Annotated in this window: 17 protein-coding genes; 10 read left to right on the forward strand and 7 right to left on the reverse strand. The window is 57.6% G+C overall.

Annotation, left to right across the window (positions count from 1 at the left end; all coding sequences use genetic code 11):
- Window positions 1–28 precede the first annotated feature (28 nt).
- The 5 genes from ACXAFI_RS18430 to ACXAFI_RS18450 all read right to left on the reverse strand — a co-directional run bounded on the left by ACXAFI_RS18430 (window position 29) and on the right by ACXAFI_RS18450 (window position 3408).
- Entirely contained in the window at window positions 29–460 is a 432-nt protein-coding gene (locus tag ACXAFI_RS18430; protein WP_444920483.1) for a hypothetical protein, read from the reverse strand.
- Window positions 461–601: 141 nt separating this feature from the next.
- Complete coding sequence (locus tag ACXAFI_RS18435) at window positions 602–1855, reverse strand: malic enzyme-like NAD(P)-binding protein (protein WP_152455804.1); 1254 nt, start codon at window positions 1853–1855, stop codon at window positions 602–604.
- A gap of 365 nt (window positions 1856–2220) precedes the next feature.
- A complete protein-coding gene (rpmE, locus tag ACXAFI_RS18440) occupies window positions 2221–2433 on the reverse strand; it encodes a 50S ribosomal protein L31 (protein ID WP_083922744.1) in 213 nt (70 codons plus the stop codon).
- Window positions 2434–2590: 157 nt separating this feature from the next.
- Window positions 2591–2890 carry a winged helix-turn-helix domain-containing protein gene (locus ACXAFI_RS18445; protein ID WP_152455802.1) on the reverse strand — a complete coding sequence of 100 codons (300 nt, stop codon included), beginning with the start codon at window positions 2888–2890 and terminating at the stop codon, window positions 2591–2593.
- Window positions 2887–3408 (reverse strand): hypothetical protein, encoded by a 522-nt coding sequence (locus ACXAFI_RS18450; RefSeq protein ID WP_475109954.1) that lies wholly within the window; start codon window positions 3406–3408, stop codon window positions 2887–2889. Before ACXAFI_RS18450 ends, ACXAFI_RS18445 begins: the two co-directional genes overlap by 4 nt.
- 205 nt (window positions 3409–3613) lie before the next feature.
- Here ACXAFI_RS18450 and ACXAFI_RS18455 point away from each other — a divergent pair, with 205 nt between their 5' ends.
- Both ACXAFI_RS18455 and ACXAFI_RS18460 read left to right on the forward strand, forming a co-directional pair.
- Complete coding sequence (locus ACXAFI_RS18455; protein ID WP_475109955.1) at window positions 3614–5839, forward strand: primosomal protein N'; 2226 nt, start codon at window positions 3614–3616, stop codon at window positions 5837–5839.
- A gap of 82 nt (window positions 5840–5921) precedes the next feature.
- Entirely contained in the window at window positions 5922–6479 is a 558-nt protein-coding gene (locus tag ACXAFI_RS18460) for an SPOR domain-containing protein (protein ID WP_475109956.1), read from the forward strand.
- A 1-nt stretch (window position 6480) separates the two neighbouring features.
- On the opposite strand, the gene ACXAFI_RS18465 is transcribed toward ACXAFI_RS18460, so the two are convergent.
- Window positions 6481–6729, reverse strand: coding sequence for a DUF2798 domain-containing protein (locus tag ACXAFI_RS18465; RefSeq protein WP_475109957.1), 249 nt, complete (start codon window positions 6727–6729; stop codon window positions 6481–6483).
- Between the two features lie 166 nt (window positions 6730–6895).
- Between ACXAFI_RS18465 and hslV the strand changes: the two genes are divergently transcribed.
- From hslV to ACXAFI_RS18490, 5 genes are all read left to right on the forward strand, one after another.
- Window positions 6896–7435, forward strand: coding sequence for an ATP-dependent protease subunit HslV (hslV, locus tag ACXAFI_RS18470; RefSeq protein ID WP_226644239.1), 540 nt, complete (start codon window positions 6896–6898; stop codon window positions 7433–7435).
- 76 nt (window positions 7436–7511) lie between these two features.
- Complete coding sequence (gene hslU, locus ACXAFI_RS18475; protein ID WP_475109958.1) at window positions 7512–8828, forward strand: ATP-dependent protease ATPase subunit HslU; 1317 nt, start codon at window positions 7512–7514, stop codon at window positions 8826–8828.
- Window positions 8829–9203, forward strand: a complete 375-nt coding sequence (locus tag ACXAFI_RS18480) for a gamma-butyrobetaine hydroxylase family protein (RefSeq protein ID WP_444920477.1) — start codon at window positions 8829–8831, stop codon at window positions 9201–9203.
- Between the two features lie 245 nt (window positions 9204–9448).
- The gene (locus ACXAFI_RS18485) at window positions 9449–10984 is read left to right on the forward strand and encodes an alkaline phosphatase (protein ID WP_475109959.1); all 1536 of its coding nucleotides are present in this window, start codon (window positions 9449–9451) and stop codon (window positions 10982–10984) included.
- 15 nt (window positions 10985–10999) lie between these two features.
- The gene (locus tag ACXAFI_RS18490) at window positions 11000–12631 is read left to right on the forward strand and encodes an alkaline phosphatase (protein ID WP_475109960.1); all 1632 of its coding nucleotides are present in this window, start codon (window positions 11000–11002) and stop codon (window positions 12629–12631) included.
- An 87-nt stretch (window positions 12632–12718) separates the two neighbouring features.
- Here ACXAFI_RS18490 and ACXAFI_RS18495 read toward each other — a convergent pair whose 3' ends face one another.
- Window positions 12719–13531: a CHAD domain-containing protein gene (locus ACXAFI_RS18495; RefSeq protein ID WP_475109961.1), complete on the reverse strand. Its 813-nt coding sequence runs from the start codon at window positions 13529–13531 to the stop codon at window positions 12719–12721.
- Window positions 13532–13669: 138 nt separating this feature from the next.
- Between ACXAFI_RS18495 and ubiE the strand changes: the two genes are divergently transcribed.
- The 3 genes from ubiE to ubiB are packed head-to-tail and all read left to right on the forward strand — an operon-like array spanning window position 13670 to window position 16715.
- Window positions 13670–14419 carry a bifunctional demethylmenaquinone methyltransferase/2-methoxy-6-polyprenyl-1,4-benzoquinol methylase UbiE gene (gene ubiE, locus ACXAFI_RS18500; protein WP_444920473.1) on the forward strand — a complete coding sequence of 250 codons (750 nt, stop codon included), beginning with the start codon at window positions 13670–13672 and terminating at the stop codon, window positions 14417–14419.
- A gap of 53 nt (window positions 14420–14472) precedes the next feature.
- A complete protein-coding gene (locus tag ACXAFI_RS18505) occupies window positions 14473–15102 on the forward strand; it encodes a ubiquinone biosynthesis accessory factor UbiJ (protein WP_444920472.1) in 630 nt (209 codons plus the stop codon).
- Between the two features lie 2 nt (window positions 15103–15104).
- Window positions 15105–16715 (forward strand): ubiquinone biosynthesis regulatory protein kinase UbiB, encoded by a 1611-nt coding sequence (gene ubiB / locus ACXAFI_RS18510; RefSeq protein ID WP_444920471.1) that lies wholly within the window; start codon window positions 15105–15107, stop codon window positions 16713–16715.
- The last annotated feature ends 5 nt before the right edge of the window (window positions 16716–16720 follow it).

Genomic DNA, 16720 nt, shown 5'->3' on the forward strand with positions numbered 1-16720 from the left:
CTTGTGCCGGTGCTAAAAGAATCTCCGCCTAAGCGGCAGATTCCGATTCCGATTTGTGCTCGCCGGGTTGTGCGGGCGTTTCATCCGGGGCTTGTGTTGGCGGGACCTCAGGTGCCTGTTCCGGGGTTACTTCCGGTTGTGGCTGCGGTTCCAGCTCTGGGGGCTCCTCAGGCGGCATCTCCTCTGGTGCGCCTGGTTCGACTTCTGGATCTCCGGGCGGTGCAGATTGCTCACCCAGGGCTTCCTCCGGTATCGATGGCTGGGCCTTGGGATTCAGCGCACACTGCAGCAGTTCGATGCGCAGGCTGACATCACGAGTATTGGCCTCGAACATCTGGTTGATGGCGACATCTTTATGTTCGCTGCGAAACAGTTTGTTGGGCTCGCGGCCATCGAGCCATTCGCCGCTTTTGCTCAGGAACTGCTGGTGCTGGTTGGTCAGCACATACACGTGACTCATTGTGTTGGGCAACTTTGATGCTGTGACAGAAAGGCAGTTTAGCGACGGGTGCTTTTTGGCTCAAGAAGTCTGTGGGGGCGAAAGCGGCAAACGCCCGCCCCAAGAGGATAAGGCGGGCTGTTCCGGGCCTATTAACAAGCCCTAGAGTGTTTGCAGCGGGTAATTTTCGGGGTAAGGCAGGCGTGCACAGCCACTGTCCACGGCTGCGCGCGCCACCGCAGCGGCGACTTCCGGCAGCAGGCGCGGGTCTGTGGGTTTGGGTAGGATATAACTCGGCCCAAAACTCAGCTCCACCCCGCCGTAGCCCTCGCGCACCGAGTCAGGCACCGGCAGGTGGGCGATCTTGCGGATGGCTTCAATTGCGGCCAGCTTCATCTCTTCATTGATACGCGCCGCGCGCACATCCAGCGCGCCGCGGAAAATAAAGGGGAAGCACAACACATTGTTGACCTGGTTGGGGTAATCCGAGCGCCCGGTGGCCATGATCAGATCGTCGCGCACACTGTGGGCCAACTCCGGTTTGATCTCCGGGTTTGGATTCGAGCAGGCAAAGACCACCGGATTTGGTGCCATGCGCTGTAACTGTTCGGCGGAGAGCAGGTCTGGGCCGGATACTCCTAGGAAAACATCGGCACCGGTGATGGCATCATCGAGGGTGCGCATATCGGTATCCCGCGCCCACTCACCCTTATAGGCATTGATGTCGGTGCGGCCCGAGTGAATTACCCCGCGGCTGTCGACCATGGTGATCTGGTCTTTGCGCGCGCCGGCGGCCAGCAGTAGTTTGCAGCAGGCGGTGGCGGCGGCACCCGCCCCCAGGCACACCATGCGCACGTCGCTGATTTTCTTACCCTGGATCTCCAGGGCATTGAGCATACCGGCGACCGTCACAATCGCAGTGCCGTGCTGGTCGTCGTGAAATACCGGTACCGGGCAGCGCTCGATCAATGCCTCTTCAATATGAAAGCACTCAGGCGCCTTGATATCTTCGAGATTGATACCGCCGAAGGTATTGGCGATGGCGGCGACGGTCTGAATAAACTGCTCCGGGCTGTTGACGTCCACCTCGATATCCACCGAGTTGATATCGGCGAAACGCTTGAACAGTAGTGACTTGCCCTCCATCACCGGCTTGGAAGCCAGCGGACCCAGGTTACCGAGGCCGAGGATGGCGCTGCCGTTGGAAATGACCGCTACCAGGTTGCCCTTGCCGGTATAGCGATAGGCGGCCTCGGGGTCTTTGGCAATTTCGCGCACCGGTTCCGCTACGCCGGGACTGTAGGCCAGCGACAGGTCTTCCTGAGTTTCGGCAGGGGTGGTCAGCTCGACCGAAAGTTTGCCGGGGCTGGGGAGCGCGTGGTAATCCAGCGCTGCCTGGCGCAATGAATCCGTCATTTGGGGGCTGTTCTCTCGAAAACGGGGGGCAACACCTGTGGCGTCATCCCGGTTACTGCGGGCCTCAGAGAATAACCGAGGGGCACTTGCAGTCACAAGCTTATAGGGGCAAAGAAACAGCCATTTATTACTATTTTGCCCTTAACATCTGGCCAATTTCAGGATGATCAGCCGCCAAAAATCTATTTTGAAGGATAATTTTACTGCCCATAACGAATATATTAAGCGATACAAATCGATTTTGCCCCAGTGCCCCAGAGCTGTGCAGATAGGCGAAATTCGGGCATAAAACGGGCATAAAAAAAGGCGCCGAGGAAAATTCCAAGGCGCCCTTTCCGAGGCACCGCAGTGCCTCGCTATTCGGATTACTTGCCGATGCGGCTGCCGAAACGCTTCTTGAAGCGGTCCACGCGTCCACCGGTAGTAGCCTGCTTCTGCTTGCCGGTGTAGAAGGGGTGGCACTGGGAGCAGACATCGATCTGCAGGTCTTTGCCCAAAGTGGAGCGAGTCTTAACAACATTGCCGCAGGAACAAGTGGCAGTGATGTCGGTGTAGTTAGGATGGATATCTGCTTTCATGATTGCCTCTTTCCGAAACCGCCACCCGATCTGTTGCCGGGCACGGCATCGTCGTTGGAGCAGGAACCGGATTGGTTCCAGGCTGATTAAAAAGTCGGCGCATACTATCAGATTAGCGCCGGGGTTCAAGCTTAAATACCGGGCCTCAGTGGTTGCCTTAGTCTGCAGAGGCGATGAGCTGTCGCAGGGCTTGCAGATGCTTATCTAGTGCCTCTCGCCCGCTCTCAGTGAGGCGATACCAGGTGACGGGCTTGCGCTCTACAAAGTCTTTGCGCAAGGCGATATAGCCCTGCTCTTCCAGGCGACGCAGCTGTGCGCCGAGGTTGCCATCGGTCACCTGTAGCTGTTCCTTGAAGCGGGAGAAACTGATTTCCTCATACTTCGCCAGCATCACACTGATCGCGAGGCGCACCCGGTGTTCGAGTACCGGGTCCAGCTCCGTAAGGGCTTTCATCATGTAGCTCCACTAGTTTGCCTGGCTCGCTGCACGAGGCCGGTCCAAAGGAGTCCAAGGCCGATCACCAGGCCAGTCAGTGCCCAGGCGTAGGGCGGTGTCAGTAAAATCATCAGTAAGTAACAAGCCAACATCAGCATGCCGCTGCCGCTATAGATAAGAGGGCGGATCAGGTGAATGCCGGCGAGGCTATAGGATACGCCACCTAAAAGCAGGAATAGCTCAGGGCCCGCAGTAACGGGCTTGGCGATCATTGTGGCCAATATCAGCAGAAAGCCTATTCCGGTCACCAACCAGTGCCAGCCAAACTTGCGGCCAAAGCTCGTGTTGTTGATACCCTCGCGACGTGCCGTGCGCTCACCTAGCCACCAACTGAACAGGCCGCCGGCGATACTCGCCACCAGGAAGTAATACACGGTGATTTGCGGGGCCAGGTCCGCCGAGGCAAATCCGATAAAAATCAAAAGGCCCCACAAGAAATAGAGTGACGGAATACCGCCCTCGGCTTCGTTGCTACGCACGGCATCGCTGACAAAATCCAGGCTGTCTTTGAGTTTTCCACATCGGTCATGGTTGTCTTCCTTGCTAAATTAGAGAGCTCTAAATGTTAGAGTTGATTTGCAGAGTGCTCTAAATTTCAGAGTATGCAAGTAAATTTTACTGTCTCTGTACCTTACTGTGGCAGCCAGTACACTAGCGCCTTTTCAAGAGCGCATTGGGGGCGGGGTGCAACAGACGGTACCACAGACAGTACGACAGGGGATCATCCTAAGGTTGGCGGTGCCCGTGCCACTGCGGCGTCTCTTCGATTATCTGCCCCCGGAGGGCTTTGATCCCGCCGAATTGAAACCCGGTCAGCGTTTGTGGGTACCTTTTGCTGGACGAAAATTGGTAGCCGTGTTGGTGGATATTGTGCGGGAGTCGCCGCAGTCACAGTTAAAGCCGACGCAGGAACTGATCGATAATGCTGCCCTGTTTGATAGCGGTGCGCGCAAATTCCTCAATTGGATCGCCGATTATTACCAGGCCCCGGTTGGAGAGGTCTACGCCGCCGCCCTACCCGCCGCACTGCGCAAGGGCAAGCCCGCCGATCACTGGGCCGAGCAGTGGTTGCAGCTGACTACCGAGGGCAAGGGCTTACCGGAATCTGCACTGGCGCGGGCGCCCAAGCAGCAGGCTCTTTTGCAACAGTTGCTGCGCGCTGGTCAGCAGAGCCGCACTCATCTGAAGGCCCAGGGGCATACCCCGGCGGTGATTCGCGCCCTGCAGGAACGCCATCTGGTGGAGTGGGTCTCGGGTCCTACGGTGCCGCCGCCCATGCCGGCAGCGGAGCCCACTCCGCCGCCGCAGCTAAACAGTGAACAGCAACAGGTGCTCGAAGCTCTGGATTGCAGTTGCTTTTCTGCCACCCTGTTGGAAGGCACCACTGGCAGTGGCAAGACCGAGGTCTACCTGCGTTTAATGGAGCGGGTTTTGGCCGAGGGGCGCCAGGCCTTGCTGTTGGTGCCGGAAATCGGTCTTACCCCCCAGACTTTGCGACGCATCGCCGCGCGCTTTCCCGAACAGAGTATCGCCGCTCTGCACTCTGGGCTGGCCGAGGGCGAGCGCGCCCAATCGTGGCTCGCAGCTGCCGGGGGCCAGGCGGATATCGTCATTGGTACCCGTTCGGCGATTATGACGCCACTGCCGAGGCTCGGCTTGGTGTTGGTGGACGAAGAGCACGATGCCTCTTTTAAGCAGCAGGATGGCGTGCGCTACTCTGCGCGCGACCTGGCGGTGGTGTTGGCGCGCAACAGCAATGTGCCGGTATTGCTGGGTTCCGCGACTCCCTCCCTGGAGACCTTGCACAACGCTCTTAATGGTCGCTATCAACACTTGCGCATGCGCCAGCGCGCGGGCGACGCGCGCCCGCCGCAGATCCATGTAGTGCCGACCCTGCGCGAGCCCCTTGAAGAAGGCTTTTCGCCACAGGTGCTGCGACATATCGGTGAGACCCTGGCTCGCGGGGAGCAAGTGCTAGTGTTTATTAACCGACGCGGATTTGCGCCGGCGCTCAATTGCGATGACTGTGGTTGGATTGCCGACTGCCCGCACTGCTCCAGCAAACTCACCATGCACCGGCGCCAACGCCAGTTGCGCTGCCACCACTGCGACTATCGCCGCCCTCTGGTAGACAGCTGCCCGCAGTGTCACAGTCGCTCTATTTCCGCTCTGGGCGGAGGTACCGAGCGCAGCGAGGAGCTGCTGGCGCGGCGCTTTGCCGACTACCCGGTAATCCGCGTCGACCGGGATACCACCACCAGTAAGCAGGCCCTCGATCGCCTGCTGGCACCGGCCCGCGATGGCGAGCCCTGCCTTTTGCTGGGCACCCAGATGCTGGCTAAGGGGCACCATCTGCCGAGGGTGACCCTGGTGGTGATCCAGGATGCCGATGGCGGTCTGTTCAGTGCCGATTTTCGCGCGCCCGAGCGCACAGGCCAGTTGCTGGAGCAGGTGGCGGGGCGTGCCGGGCGCGGCAGCCTGAGTGGCCGCGTATTGGTGCAGAGTCGCTTCCCGGAGCATCCGCTGCTGCAAATGTTGCTGGAAAAAGGTTACGGGACTTTTGCGCGCCAGCTATTGCGCGATCGCGCGGTGGCACAGCTGCCACCCACTCATGCCATGGCGCTGGTGCGGGCCGAGTGTGAAGAGCCCTCCTGGGCCGAGGAGTTTCTGCACAACGCGCGCCTGTTTATGCAATCGCTGGCGCCACCCTCGCCACAGTTACAATATTTGGGTCCGGTACCGGCGCTGCTTGAGCGCAAATCTGGACGCTACCGTTTTTATGTTCAGGTGACCGCACAAAATCGCGCCCAGTTACAACCTCTTTTGGCTCGGGTATGTGCCTGGGCCGAGAGCAATAAGAATCGCCGCTTGCGCTGGGCGGTGGATATGGATGCGCAGGAATTGTCGTGAATTTTGCGGGAGAACAATGCCCGCGAGGAAATTGGCGGTACAATTCGCCCGCTGAGCAGACTATCCAAGGAAGAATTCCGTAATGAGCCGTCGCAACACCAAACGCCGCAGCAAGAGTTCCTCAGGCAAACCCGCATGGGTGTGGTTTGTGCTGGGCAATGCCGTGGGTGGTTTTACGGTGTTCTTGTTGCTGCAGTTTGGTGTGGCCGGCAACAAAGGCGCCGCTGGAGATAGGACAGCGTCAGCCAAGCCGGCGGCGCAGGCTCCGTCTGAACCGCGCTTTGATTTCTACACCATGCTCAAGGAAAACGAAGTCTCGGTACCGCCACCCAAGGTGGTCAAGCCTGCCATTCGCGGGGATTCTTCATCTAATCAGCAGGGTGCTGCCGAGAAGGCCAAAGCACAGGTGTATATCCTGCAGGCCGCCTCCTTTCGTGAGGCGGCAGAAGCCGAGCGCTTGCGCGCCCAGCTCACCCTGGCCAACCTGGACGTCAAAGTGGAGTCCGCCAGCGATAGCCGCGGTACCTGGCACCGTGTTTTGGTCGGTCCCTTCGACAACCGTTCGCGCATGGCCAAAGCCCGCCAGGTCTTGGCTGAGCATCGCCTGATGCCGCTGGTATTGAAGCGCCCCGCTAATTAAATCAATCGTTGGATTCCCCGTCCGGCGCTGCCAGATTGCCCAGCAGACTTTTGATTGCGGGCCTGATCAGCGGTGGCAATCCCAGTGAGATGATCCAGGCCAGCAGCCAGGCCCGGCCCCATATTGGCAGAAATTCTCCGCTGAAACCCTGGTGGGAATAAGTGATCGCCCCGGAAATCACCCCAGACATCAAGCAGGTCATAACGACGGTGAAAAGTGGCTCGAAGTAGCGGGAGGGGAGGAGAGCCAAGAGGCGAATCCGCGATGGATGATGGGTTCTCATTATAGCAATTGGCCCTTCTCTTATTGAAAACGGCGCGTCCCGTCCTCACTTATCTAATCTGATTAAATTTCCCGGCGCGCAAGGCAACAGGCCTTGCGCAGCTAGAGCACACGCGTAATCCGAGAGGTCTCCATTGGAACAGTATCGCGGTACCACCATTTTATCCTGTCGCCGCAACGGCAAAGTTGTGATTGGCGGCGACGGCCAGGTATCCCTGGGCAACACCATCATGAAAGGCAATGCGCGCAAGGTGCGCCGTCTGTACAGAGACAAGGTTATCGCCGGTTTTGCCGGTGGTACCGCCGATGCCTTCACCCTGTTTGAGCGTTTTGAAGCCAAGCTGGAAGCCCACGGTGGTCAGTTGACCCGCGCCGCGGTGGAACTGGCCAAAGACTGGCGCACCGACCGCGCCCTGCGCCGCTTGGAAGCCCTGCTGGCAGTGGCAGATGCCAGCGCCAGCCTGATTGTGACCGGTAATGGCGATGTGATTCAGCCGGAAGATGACCTGATTGCTATCGGCTCCGGCGGGCCCTTCGCCCAGTCGGCAGCGCGCGCGCTACTCGACAATACCGATATGGACGCGCGCTCCATCGTCGAGCAGGGTTTGAAAATTGCCGGCGATATCTGCGTCTACACCAACCACAACAACACCATCGAAGAATTGACCTACTGACCGGACGCTCTCACAAGAAGCGCCTGAGTCCAGCGGGCCGCAGCCTGGCCCGCACAACCGTTTTGCAGGAATTTGTATGTCCCAGATGACCCCCCGTGAAATCGTCCATGAACTCGATCGCCACATCGTTGGCCAGCAGGACGCCAAACGCGCCGTAGCGATTGCGCTGCGAAACCGCTGGCGCCGTATGCAGGTGAGTGAGGATCTACGCGCAGAGATCACCCCGAAAAACATCCTGATGATCGGCCCCACCGGTGTGGGTAAAACCGAAATCGCGCGCCGCCTGGCAAAGCTCGCCAATGCGCCTTTTATCAAGGTCGAAGCGACTAAGTTCACCGAAGTGGGCTATGTGGGTCGCGATGTAGAGTCTATCGTGCGTGATCTTGTCGAGATGGCAGTGAAGCAGGAGCGTGAGCTGGCCATGGGTGGTGTACAGCAACGCGCTATGGATGCGGCCGAGGAGCGTATCCTCGACGCCCTACTGCCACCGGCGCGCTCGACCGAGCCGAACGACAAGGATTCCAGCACCCGCCAGTTATTCCGCAAGAAGCTGCGCGAGGGCGAGCTGGACGACAAAGAAGTGGAAATCGATATGGCCGCCGCGCCCATGGGCGTAGAGATTATGGCCCCTCCTGGGATGGAGGAAATGACCAACCAGCTGCAGGGGATGTTCTCAAATATGTCCCAGGGCAAGACGCGTAAGCGCAAGCTGCCGGTCAAGCAGGCGATGAAACAGCTTACCGATGAGGAAGCCGCCAAGCTAGTAAATGATGAAGATATCAAAACCCGCGCGATTCGCGCTGCCGAGCAAAACGGCATCGTTTTTATCGACGAGATCGACAAGGTAGCCAAGCGCCAGGAGAGCGGCGGTGCCGATGTCTCCCGCGAGGGGGTGCAGCGCGACCTGTTGCCGCTGATCGAAGGCAGCACCGTCAACACCAAGTACGGCATGATCAAGACAGACCATATTCTGTTTATCGCCTCCGGTGCCTTCCACCTGTCCAAGCCCTCGGACCTGATTCCCGAGTTGCAGGGGCGTATGCCGATTCGCGTGGAGCTGAGCTCGCTGACTTCCGCGGACTTTGAGCGTATTCTCACCGAACCCTCCGCGTCTCTGACTGAACAGCAGAAGGCTTTGCTGGCGACAGAGGGTCTGGAATTGCAATTTACCGAAGACGGCATTCGCCGTATCGCCGAAGTGGCTTACGAAGTGAATGAGCGCACCGAGAATATCGGTGCGCGCCGTTTGCACACGGTGCTGGAGCGTCTGCTGGAGGAAGTTTCCTTCGATGCCGGCGATAGCGACAAGTCTCTCAAAGTGGATGCGACTTATGTGGACAGTCACCTGGGTGAGCTGAGCCAAAACGAGGACCTTTCGCGTTTTATCCTGTAAATGAAACCGCAAAAAATACGATTAAATCGCGCAGAGAAAACCCTGCAGTTGCTGTTTGCCGATGGCGAGTTCAGCCTGCCGGCAGAGTATCTGCGTGTCTACTCCCCCAGCGCCGAGGTGCGCGGCCACGGCAATAGCCCCGCACTGCTGGTGGATGGAAAAATCCATGTGGGTATCGACAGGGTCGAAGCCGCCGGTCGCTATGGTCTGAAAATCGATTTCGATGACGGCCACGACACCGGCATTTACACCTGGGAATATCTGCGGGAACTGGCCGAAAAATACACCATCAATTGGGAGGCCTATCTGGAGCGCTTGCGCGCGGCGGGTAAAGGGCGTGACCCGGATGAAAGTGTGGTGAAATTTATCGGTTAGTTGCCAAGTGCGTCCTTCAGTGGCGCACTTTCCTTTTCCTGCAAAATATTAAAAAAGTGAGGAAAAACAATAATTTTCCGCATTATTTCGTATTGCTGTAACAATTGTGTGGGTGTCTTTTTGCAGTTGTAACAAGCGTACAAATCTTTATGGCAAAGAAAACGAGATGTTAATCGGCGCGTAATTCTTTTGTCATATTTCCGGACTCTAATGCTCGCCAAATTCACGAGTTCTGGAGGCCCACCGTGGCAAAAAAACTTGCCCGCGCACTCAGCGCCTTTTGTTTGATTCCTCTCGCTTCCGCGATTTCCGCCGCGAGCCTGCCCGATTACCAAACCAAGAGTGAATGGTTTACCGAGGCGTCCGATCGTCTGGAAGAACGCGTTTCTCTCACCCGTGAAGCCAAAACTGCCAAAAACGTCATCCTGTTTGTTGGCGATGGCATGGGGATTTCCACCCTGACCGCAGCCCGTATCTTCGAGGGCCAGCGCCGCGGTGAACCCGGTGAAGAGAACAGCCTTTCTTTTGAGGAGTTTCCTCACAGTGCCCTGATCAAAACCTACAACACTAACCAGCAGACCCCGGATTCCGCCGGCACCATGACCGCGATGATGACGGGTGTAAAAACCCGCGCCGGTATGATCAATGTGGATGGCAAAGGCCTGGTGGCTGACTGTGCTGCGAGTAAGGAGCTGGGTTTGAACAGCTTCCTCGAGATGATGGAAAGCCGCGGTAAGGCTACCGGCATTGTCTCTACCGCACGCCTCACCCACGCGACTCCGGCAGCCACTTATGCCCACAGTGCCAGCCGCAAGTGGGAACACGCGGCCGATGAGGGCTGTACCGATATCGCCACACAAATGGTGGAAATGAATATCGGCGATGGCATGGAAGTCATGCTCGGTGGTGGGCGCAACTACTTTACACCGGTGGCCGAGGGTGGCCTGCGTGAGGACGAGCGCAATCTAACAGGTGAATGGCTGCTGCGTTATGACGGTGAGCAGAATGCGGTTTACGTCGAAAATGGCTTCGAACTGTCGGCAGTGGACATCGCTAAAACAGATAAGCTGTTGGGTCTCTTTACCGAAGATCACATGAGCTACGATGCCGACCGCATCGCCAAGAACAGCGAAGAACCCAGCATCGTCGAGATGACCACTACCGCTATCGATATGCTGCAAAAAGATGAAGACGGCTTCTTCCTGATGGTGGAATCCGGCCGAGTCGATCACGCTCACCATTCCGGTAACGCCTATAACGCGCTGAATGAAGCTATTGAGCTGTCTGATGCGGTCAAGGCAGCGCTACAGAAAGTGAACCTGGAAGAAACCCTGATCCTGGTGACAGCTGACCACAGTCACGTAATGAACATGGCGGGCTATCCCACCAGGGGTAACCCTATCCTGGGCAAGGTGATCGGCAACGATGACAGCGGCGCGCCGAATGAGGCCGTCTCCCTGGCCGAGGACAATAAGCCTTACACCACCTTGACCTACACCAATGGCCGTGGTTTTGCCGACTTGGGTACTGAAACCGATGCAGACAAGCGTGATGACTATGATATCGCCGCCGGCCGACATGATTTGACGCATGTGGATACCGAGATGCCTGGCTTCCACCAGGAATCCCTGGTTGCCCTGGGGGGCGAAAGCCACGGCGGTGAGGATATCAGTCTGCACGCGATCGGCGCCGGTGCCGAAAAAGTGCAGGGACATCTGGAACAGAATGCGGTTTTCCACATAATGACTGCCGCGACCGATCTGTCGCTGTTAGAAGAATAATTGGGGGTATTGACCATGAAACAGTTTAAAAAGACCCTGCTGGCCTTTTCCGTTGCCGTACTGGCCAGTGCCTGTAGTGACGATAATTCCAGCTCCAACAATGTTGCCGAAGTGCCGGATGCTACTGAAACACCGCAGCAGCAGAATTACTTGGGCCTTTCCTCAACCCAAAGTGAAAGCAGCTGGTTCGAAGATGGCCAGAAAGCGGTAGCTGCGGCGAGCGCCGAGAAGATCAACAATACGCCGGGTGCCGCGAAAAATATTATTTTGTTTGTAGGCGATGGCATGGGTATCTCCACTGTCACCGCTGCGCGTATCTTCGCTGGCCAAAAACTGGGCCTCGATGGCGAGGAATATCAGCTTAGCTTCGAAAAGATGCCCTTTGCCGGCTTGGTAAAAACTTATAACACCAACCAGCAGACCCCGGATTCCGCTGGCACCATGACCGCTCTGGTTACCGGTGTGAAAACCAAGGCGGGTATCCTGAGTGTGGCTGAAGATGTCGCCCGCGGTGACTGCGCTGCCAGCCTCGAACGTCCCCTGACCACCTCCCTGGAACTGGCCGAGGAACTGGGGAAAAGCACCGGTATCATCAGCACCGCGCGTATCACCCACGCCACGCCCGCAGCGACTTATGCCAAGGTGCCCGAGCGCGAGTGGGAATACACTGCTCCGGATGGCTGTCGCGATATCGCCACCCACCTGGTTGAGTTGGAAGCTGGCGACGGTATCGACGTGGTAATGGGCGGCGGACGCCGCAACTTCTTGCCAGCGGACTTCACCGATGCGGAAGGCAAGACTGGTAAGCGCACCGATGGGCGCAACCTGATTGAAGCGTGGAAAACTCGTTACAACGATGGCGTAACCACCGCGCAGTACATGGAGGACAAAACCGGGTTTGACCAGCTGGATGTGAATAACACCGATAAGCTATTGGCGTTATTTAACTCCTCTCATATGCGCTATGAGGCCGATCGTGGCAACGACGTTGGCGGCGAGCCTTCCCTGAGTGAGATGACTGCCAAGGGCATCGAGATGCTCCAGCAAAACGATAAGGGTTACTTCCTGATGGTGGAGTCCGGGCGTATCGACCACGGTCACCACGCCAACAATGCCTACAATGCTCTCAGCGATGCGGAAGAGTTTGCCAAGGCGGTGCAGGTAGCCCTGGATAACACCAGTGCCGAGGATACTCTAATCGTTGTTACCGCGGACCACAGTCACGTGATGACCATTGCCGGTGGGACTACCCGTGGCAACCCAATCCTCGGTAAGGTAGTTAAAAATGACAAGACCGGTGTGGCTGAAGAGATGCCCAAGCTGGATAAAACCGGCTTGCCTTACACCACCCTGAACTATGCCAATGGTCGCGGTTTTGCACATTACGGCGACAATACCGATGCTGATGACCGTTACGATCATGACATTGTTCAAGGGCGTCAGGATCTTACCGATGTGGACACCACCGCCCCCGGCTTCCACCAGGAAGTCCTTGTTCCTCTTTCTGGGGAGACCCACGGCGGCGAAGATGTGGGTGTCTGGGCCCGCGGTCCTGGTGCCCACTTGGTGAGCGGCACCAATGAGCAGAACTACCTGTTCCATGTGATGGCTCGCGCCGGCGGCCTGCTGGAGCAGAGTGCCAAATAAATCGGCGATCTTCAGGCGCGGGAAATATTCCCGCGCCTTTTTCGTTTTTATAACGAATAATCTCGAATCCCTTTACCCTTGCTCAACTTAGATCACAAGTTTTTTGTGGGCGAAGAACTCAGTGCAGCCTTTTTCTATTTCCCGGCGCAATCGCACCTTGTGCCAGTCGCACATTTCCAACAGCTTGATCAACTCTTTCCCCAATGGTTCTCCAACCGTGATGGCAAAACGGCAGAGCAGGTAGAGATCGCGCCAGTCTCCCAATAGTTGCGCGAGTTGTTTGAGCGGTTCACAGCGCAGCGCTGCAGATTGGGGGTGCCTCTCTCTGAGTAGGCGGCTGTGGTACCAGTGATCTTTTACTCTTTTGCGCAATTGGTGCAGTTTATGGGCGTTGTCTCCTTCTCGTGCCTTCAGCCAGGCTTTGCGCGCGCGCTGGTAGCCACGTAAATATCCGGCATCGATATCACTCCAGCGAATATTGTGCAGGGGCCATTCTTCAATGATCTCTCGCGCTTCATCCAACAACCCTTCAACCCGAATAAGATGCTCTTCGTCTCGCAGTGACTGCTGTATCTGACGCAGTACCCTATGCGTTTTTTCAAAGTGATTGGGTGGAGCCAGGGTGAGAAGCGCGGTGCGCATGGAGACCAGGTCGCGCCCAGCTGACAGGCATCGTGCCAATTTTCGGTAGCGATCGTTCTCGCGTCGGAACAGTGGATTTTTATTTGGATAAATCAGGCGCAGCAGGGCGCGCAGTTTCTTGCAGTGTTTGCGCAGTTCGTGCACGGCGTGCTCATCTGGCAACAACTGGGCATTACTGTTGGCGGCGTGTATTTCTGTGCGTGCTGCACGGCGCAGACTCACTGCAACGGGCGTGTCGCTATCGAGCCGGTAATCCATGAGAGAACCCTGGGTCCCGTTGTTACTCTTGTGTGAATTAATTTTAGTGAGTTGCCGCTGGGGGAATCATGGGCGCTGTTCCGCCGGCTTGGTCGATGTACAATGGCGCACTGAATTTGGCTCAGCAGGCAGCACAGCATGAAGGATCGCAAGACCACCCACTTCGGCTACCAAGAGGTCCCGGTGGAGGAAAAGGCCGGTCGTGTGGCGGAAGTGTTCCACTCAGTGGCGGCGCGTTACGACGTAATGAACGACCTGATGTCCGGGGGTATCCACCGCCTCTGGAAGCGTTTCACCATCGAATTGTCCGGTGCGCGACCGGGACAGAAAATCCTGGATATCGCCGGGGGTACTGGCGATCTCACCGCGCGTTTCTCGCGTATTGTGGGCGCCAGTGGTCAGGTGGTGTTGGCGGATATCAATGAATCGATGTTGCGGGTTGGCCGCGACCGCCTGCTCGATCGCGGCATCGCCGGCAACGTAGTGCCGGTACAGGCGGACGCCCAGTACCTGCCCTTTCCAGACAATACCTTCGACTGTATCACCATCGCCTTTGGCCTGCGCAATGTCACCGATAAAGACCTGGCACTGCGCTCCATGTTGCGGGTATTGAAACCCGGTGGGCGTTTACTGGTATTGGAATTCTCCAAGCCGGAATCGAAGTTGTTGGAAAGAGTCTACGATCATTACTCGTTCCGTCTGCTGCCATTTATGGGCAAGCTGGTGGCCAACGATGCGGAGAGTTACCGCTACCTGGCGGAGAGCATCCGTATGCACCCGGATCAGGAAACGCTCAAACAGATGATGGTGGATGCCGGTTTTGTCGATTGTGAATTTCACAATATGACCGGTGGCATTGTGGCGTTGCACCGTGGCATCAAGCCCTGAGAGGTGTCCGGCGTGATTGACTCCCAAGTGATGGCACGAGGCCAATAACCACCATGAGCGATCCCACCTATCGCGCGGGTTTTGACGCCGCGCTGGAAACCGCTATTAATACTGCGCTGCAATACGATCCCGCGACCCGAGCGCGCCTGCAGGCATTGGATGGCAAAACCATGGCGCTCGACCTGACGGCTCCCAAATTGCAATGCTGTCTATGTATCGAGGGCGATCAGGTGCGCGTGCGCCAGCACTGGGAGGGAGATGTAACGACCACCATCAGTGGCTCGGCTATTTCCCTGGTGCGATTACTAAAGGACCCCGATGCTACGCCTGCGGCGCTGGGCGTCTCCATTAGTGGCTCCAGTGCCCTGTTGGCGGAGTTGCAGTGGATCATGAGCGATCTGGATATCGACTGGGAGGCGCCGCTTGCGCAAGTGATTGGCGATATTCCCGCCCACTCCATCGGCAATGTGTTGCGCAGTGCCGGTAGCTGGTTAAGTGCCAGCCTCAGCCGCGCCCCGGTTGCGGCGGCAGAGACGATCAGTGAGGAATGGCAGTTGACGCCTCCACAGGCACAATTTGAAGCCTTCGCGGATGACCTCGCCGAGTTGTCCCTGGCCACCGAGCGCCTGGAGGCGCGGGTGCGCTTGCTGCAGGAACAGTTTTCCCGCGGGGAGGCCGAGTAGTCTTGCCTATATCCCGTACTGTTACCATCGCGCGGGTTTTCCTGCGCCATCGCCTGGACCTGTTATTACCGGCCGAACGCCGCCCCCTGTGGCTGCGCGGATTACTGGCTCCTCTCAAACTGTTGCCGCAACCAAAGATGGAGCGCGGCGAGCGACTGCGCCGCGCCCTGGAAGAGCTGGGACCGATCTTCGTTAAATTTGGCCAGCTGCTTTCCACCCGCCCGGATTTGTTGCCGCCGGATGTGGTCGAGCAGCTCGACTACCTACAGGACAAGGTGCCACCCTTCCCCAGTGATCAGTGTCGCGCACTGATTGAGGAAGCCCTTGGCGCTAGTGTCGATGAAGTCTTTGCCAACTTTGAGCACGAGCCCCTAGCGGCAGCTTCAGTGGCGCAGGTTCACGCTGCCGTGCTCAAGAGCGGCGAGTCGGTAGTGGTCAAGGTGCTGCGCCCGGGCATCGGTGACGTGATCCAGGAAGATTTGCGCCTGCTGCGGGTGATTGCCCGGGCTATCGAGCGCTTCGTGCCAGAGGGCCGGCGCCTGCGCCCGGTGGAAGTGGTGGAGGACTACCGTCATACCATCGAGGGCGAGTTGGACTTGACCCGCGAGGCGGCCAACGGCACCCAGTTGCGGCGTAATTTCACTGATTCCCCACTGCTATATATCCCCCAAGTTTACTGGGATTACACCCGCGAAAACGTGCTGGTGCTGGAGCGTATCAATGGTATTCCTGTCACTGATTTAGCGCAGCTGCGCGAGCAGGATACCAATATGCCGCTGCTGGCCGAGCGCGGCGTGGAGATCTTCTTCAAGCAGGTTTTTGAATACAACTTTTTCCACGCGGATATGCACCCGGGCAATATTTTTGTCTCCCGGGAGCACCCGCAGCGCCCGCAGTATATTGCCATCGACACCGCCATTGTCGGCAGCTTATCGCGAGAAGATCAGTACTACCTGGCGCGCAACCTGCTCGCCATGTTCCGGCGCGATTACCGCATGGTGGCGGAGCTGCACGTACAGAGTGGCTGGGTCCGCGCGGATACCCCTGTGAATGCCTTCGAGGCGGCAATCCGCGCCGTGTGCGAGCCGATCTTTGAGAAACCGCTGGGGGAGATTTCCTTTGCGCGGGTTTTGATCAGCTTGTTCCAGACCGCACGACGCTTCGATATGGCGGTGCAGCCACAGTTGGTGTTATTGCAGAAGACCCTGTTGAATATCGAGGGTTTGGGACGCCAGCTTTATCCGGAATTGGATCTGTGGAAGACTGCTCATCCATTTTTGGAGCGGTGGATGCGTGAGCGTATCCACCCCAAAACTCTGGTGGGCGAGATCAAGCGCTACGGTCCCGAGTGGCTGGAGAAGTTTCCGCAGATGCCGCAACTGGTCTATTCAGCTTTGGAGCAGTCGCGGGAATTGGCACCACAATTAGAGAATATCGGTGAAAAGCTGGCGAGTAGTCAGCGCCGTGGGCGCTGGCAGTATTTGCGCCGGCTCGGCGGGGTAGTGCTCGCTGTAGGGGCCCTGGCCTTAAGCCGGCCGCAGTGGCTGGAGCAGTTGCCACCCTCTGGTTGGGTATTGGGTATCGCCGCCCTGATTTTACTGCTCTGGCCCTAATGACA

The sequence above is a fragment of the Microbulbifer sp. ABH2_005 genome (assembly GCF_056160005.1).

What these genes read in the sequence shown, in the direction of transcription:
- ACXAFI_RS18430 (WP_444920483.1), bottom strand. Translation starts at nt 460, where the DNA reads ATGAGTCACGTGTATGTGCTGACCAACCAGCACCAGCAGTTCCTGAGC.
- ACXAFI_RS18435 (WP_152455804.1), bottom strand. Translation starts at nt 1,855, where the DNA reads ATGACGGATTCATTGCGCCAGGCAGCGCTGGATTACCACGCGCTCCCC.
- rpmE (WP_083922744.1), bottom strand. Translation starts at nt 2,433, where the DNA reads ATGAAAGCAGATATCCATCCTAACTACACCGACATCACTGCCACTTGT.
- ACXAFI_RS18445 (WP_152455802.1), bottom strand. Translation starts at nt 2,890, where the DNA reads ATGATGAAAGCCCTTACGGAGCTGGACCCGGTACTCGAACACCGGGTG.
- ACXAFI_RS18460 (WP_475109956.1), top strand. Translation starts at nt 5,922, where the DNA reads ATGAGCCGTCGCAACACCAAACGCCGCAGCAAGAGTTCCTCAGGCAAA.
- hslU (WP_475109958.1), top strand. Translation starts at nt 7,512, where the DNA reads ATGTCCCAGATGACCCCCCGTGAAATCGTCCATGAACTCGATCGCCAC.
- ACXAFI_RS18480 (WP_444920477.1), top strand. Translation starts at nt 8,829, where the DNA reads ATGAAACCGCAAAAAATACGATTAAATCGCGCAGAGAAAACCCTGCAG.
- ACXAFI_RS18490 (WP_475109960.1), top strand. Translation starts at nt 11,000, where the DNA reads ATGAAACAGTTTAAAAAGACCCTGCTGGCCTTTTCCGTTGCCGTACTG.
- ACXAFI_RS18495 (WP_475109961.1), bottom strand. Translation starts at nt 13,531, where the DNA reads ATGGATTACCGGCTCGATAGCGACACGCCCGTTGCAGTGAGTCTGCGC.
- ubiE (WP_444920473.1), top strand. Translation starts at nt 13,670, where the DNA reads ATGAAGGATCGCAAGACCACCCACTTCGGCTACCAAGAGGTCCCGGTG.
- ACXAFI_RS18505 (WP_444920472.1), top strand. Translation starts at nt 14,473, where the DNA reads ATGAGCGATCCCACCTATCGCGCGGGTTTTGACGCCGCGCTGGAAACC.